A 2713-nucleotide genomic window follows, 5' to 3' on the forward strand; every position below is an offset into this window, starting at 1 on the left:
CCCCGCGGCCCCGGCCGCGGGAACACCGCGCGCTGCGGTGGCTGACCGCGGACGAGCTGGCCGACGTCGACTGGCTGGATGCCGACCGGGTGCTGGTGCCGGCCCTGTCGGCACTGCTGACGGCCCCGTGACCGCACCCGTCGCCGGACGGCCCCGCCCCGCGGCGCACACACTGTGCGGCGGGCGGAAGCGCCCTACCGTGGAGGCATGTACGTCGTTCTGTTGAGTTACACGGCGCCCCAGACCGAGATCGACTATCGGTTGCCCGAGCACACGGACTGGCTCTCCCGGCAGTACGAGCACGGGCTGCTGCTGGCGTCCGGACGGCGACCGGGGCACGAGGGGGAGGTGCTGATCGCCCGGCCGGTGTCGTTCGGCAAACTGGAGGCGACGGTGGCGACCGATCCCCTCGTGCTGAACGACCTCGTCCACCACGAGATCATCGAGTTCTCGGCCACCCGCACCGGCCCGGAACTGCGCGAGGTCAACGAGGCCGTGCCGCACTGAGCGGCGCTCCGGCTGCGGGGCGTCCCGAGCCGCCGGAGCGAGGGTGCCCCGGCTCACGGTCGCGCCGCGGTTATGCTGGAGGGCGGCCGCGCCGGGACGTCGTCCGGTCCGTCGGCCGCCCGATTCTTTCTGCACCCACCCAGGGAGCCTTCGCGTGCCCACAGCCGCTGCCCGAAAAGTCCGCACCGACCTGCGCAACCTCGCGATCGTCGCCCACGTCGACCACGGCAAGACGACCCTGGTGGACGCGATGCTGCAGCAGTCCGGCGCCTTCACCGAGCACGGTGACCCGGTGGACCGGGTCATGGACTCCGGTGACCTGGAGCGCGAGAAGGGCATCACGATCCTCGCGAAGAACACCGCGATCCGCCGCATGACCTCCGACGGCCCGGTGACCATCAACGTCATCGACACCCCCGGGCACGCCGACTTCGGCGGGGAGGTCGAGCGCGGCCTGGCGATGGTCGACGGCGTCGTGCTGCTCGTCGACTCCAGCGAGGGGCCGCTGCCGCAGACCCGGTTCGTCCTGCGCAAGGCGCTGGAGGCGAAACTGCCGGTGGTCCTCGTGGTGAACAAGGTCGACCGCCCCGACGCCCGGATCGCCGAGGTCGTCGAGCACACCCACGACCTGCTGCTGGAACTGGCCGGGGACATCGAGGGCATGGACGACGAGGCCATGGAGTCCGTGCTGTCCATGCCGGTCGTCTACGCCGCCGCGCGGGACGGGAAGGCGAGCCTGCAGCAGCCGGAGGACGGCACGCTGCCCGACTCGCCCAACCTCGACCCGCTGTTCGACACCCTGTTCGAGACCGTCCCCGGCCCCACCGCCGACCCGGACGGGCCGTTGCGCGCACTGGTCACCAACCTGGACGCCTCCAGCTACCTCGGCCGGATCGCACTGCTGCGCATCCACTCCGGGCGGCTGCGCAAGGGGCAGACGGTGGCGTGGCTGCGGGAGGACGGCTCGGTGGAGTCCGTGCGCGTCTCCGAACTGCTGGTCACCGAGGCACTCACGCGCGTTCCCGCGCAGGAGGCCGCCGCGGGGGACCTGGTGGCCATCGCGGGTATCCCGGACATCACCATCGGGGACACCCTCGCCGACCCGGAGGACCCCGAGGCGCTGCCGCGGATCACCGTCGACGAGCCCGCCATCTCCATGACCTTCGGCGTGAACACCTCGCCGCTGGCGGGCCGCGGCGGCGGGGACAAGCTCACCGCGCGCCTGCTCAAGGGCAGGCTGGACGCCGAGCTGATCGGCAACGTCAGCGTCCGCGTCGTGCCCACCGAACGGCCCGACGTCTGGGAGGTGCAGGGCCGCGGCGAGCTCGCGCTGGCGGTGCTCGTGGAGACCATGCGCCGGGAGGGCTTCGAACTGACCGTCGGCAAGCCGCAGGTGGTCACCCGCACCATCGACGGGACGCTGCACGAGCCGTTCGAGCGGCTCTACCTCGACGTGCCGGAGGAGAACCTCGGTGCCGTCACCCAGCTGCTGGCCGCCCGGAAGGGGCGGATGGAGCAGATGGACGGGCACGGGACCGGGCGGATCAAGCTGGAGTACGTGCTGCCCGCCCGTGGCCTGATCGGCTTCCGCACCGACTTCCTCACCGAGACCCGGGGTGCGGGCATCGCGAACCACATCTTCGAGGGCTACTTCCCGTGGGCGGGCGAGATCCGGATGCGCAACAGCGGGTCGCTGGTCGCCGACCGCTCCGGCGCGGTCACCACCTACGCGCTGCTCCAGCTCGCCGACCGGGGCACCTTCTTCGTGGAACCGGGCTCCGAGGTGTACGAGGGCATGGTCGTGGGGGAGAGCCCGCGCGCCGAGGACCTCGACGTCAACATCACCAAGGAGAAGAAGCTGACCAACATGCGCTCCTCCACGGCCGACGAGCTGGAGCGGCTGGCCCGGCCGAAGGTGCTGAACCTGGAGGAGGCGCTGGAGTTCTGCTCCACCGACGAGTGCGTCGAGGTGGCGCCGAAGGTCGTCCGGGTGCGCAAGAACGTGCTCGACGTCAGCCAGCGGGCCAAGGAACGCTCCCGCGCGAAGAGCCGCGACCGGAACGCCTGACAGGCGGCTCACCCGCTCCTGAGACACTGGGACCACCGCCGGACGATCGGTGCGTCGACCCCGGCTGGGGGCCGGGGTCGACGGTGCCGTGCGCCGGGGCGCCGGACGCCGCGGCGCGGAGTGCCCGGAGGGGCACGG

At 72.0% G+C, this 2713-nt stretch carries 2 protein-coding genes; both read left to right on the top strand.

Annotated elements, in window-relative coordinates; genetic code table 11:
- The first annotated feature begins 207 nt into the window (after nt 1–207).
- Nucleotides 208–507, top strand: a complete 300-nt coding sequence (locus tag ACTIR_RS0105645) for a YciI family protein (RefSeq protein ID WP_026453542.1) — start codon at nt 208–210, stop codon at nt 505–507.
- 154 nt (nt 508–661) lie between these two features.
- A complete protein-coding gene (gene typA, locus ACTIR_RS0105650; RefSeq protein WP_026453543.1) occupies nt 662–2575 on the top strand; it encodes a translational GTPase TypA in 1914 nt (637 codons plus the stop codon).
- The last annotated feature ends 138 nt before the right edge of the window (nt 2576–2713 follow it).

The sequence above is a fragment of the Saccharomonospora iraqiensis subsp. iraqiensis genome (genome assembly GCF_000430445.1).
Classification (GTDB): Bacteria; Actinomycetota; Actinomycetes; order Mycobacteriales; family Pseudonocardiaceae; genus Saccharomonospora; species Saccharomonospora iraqiensis.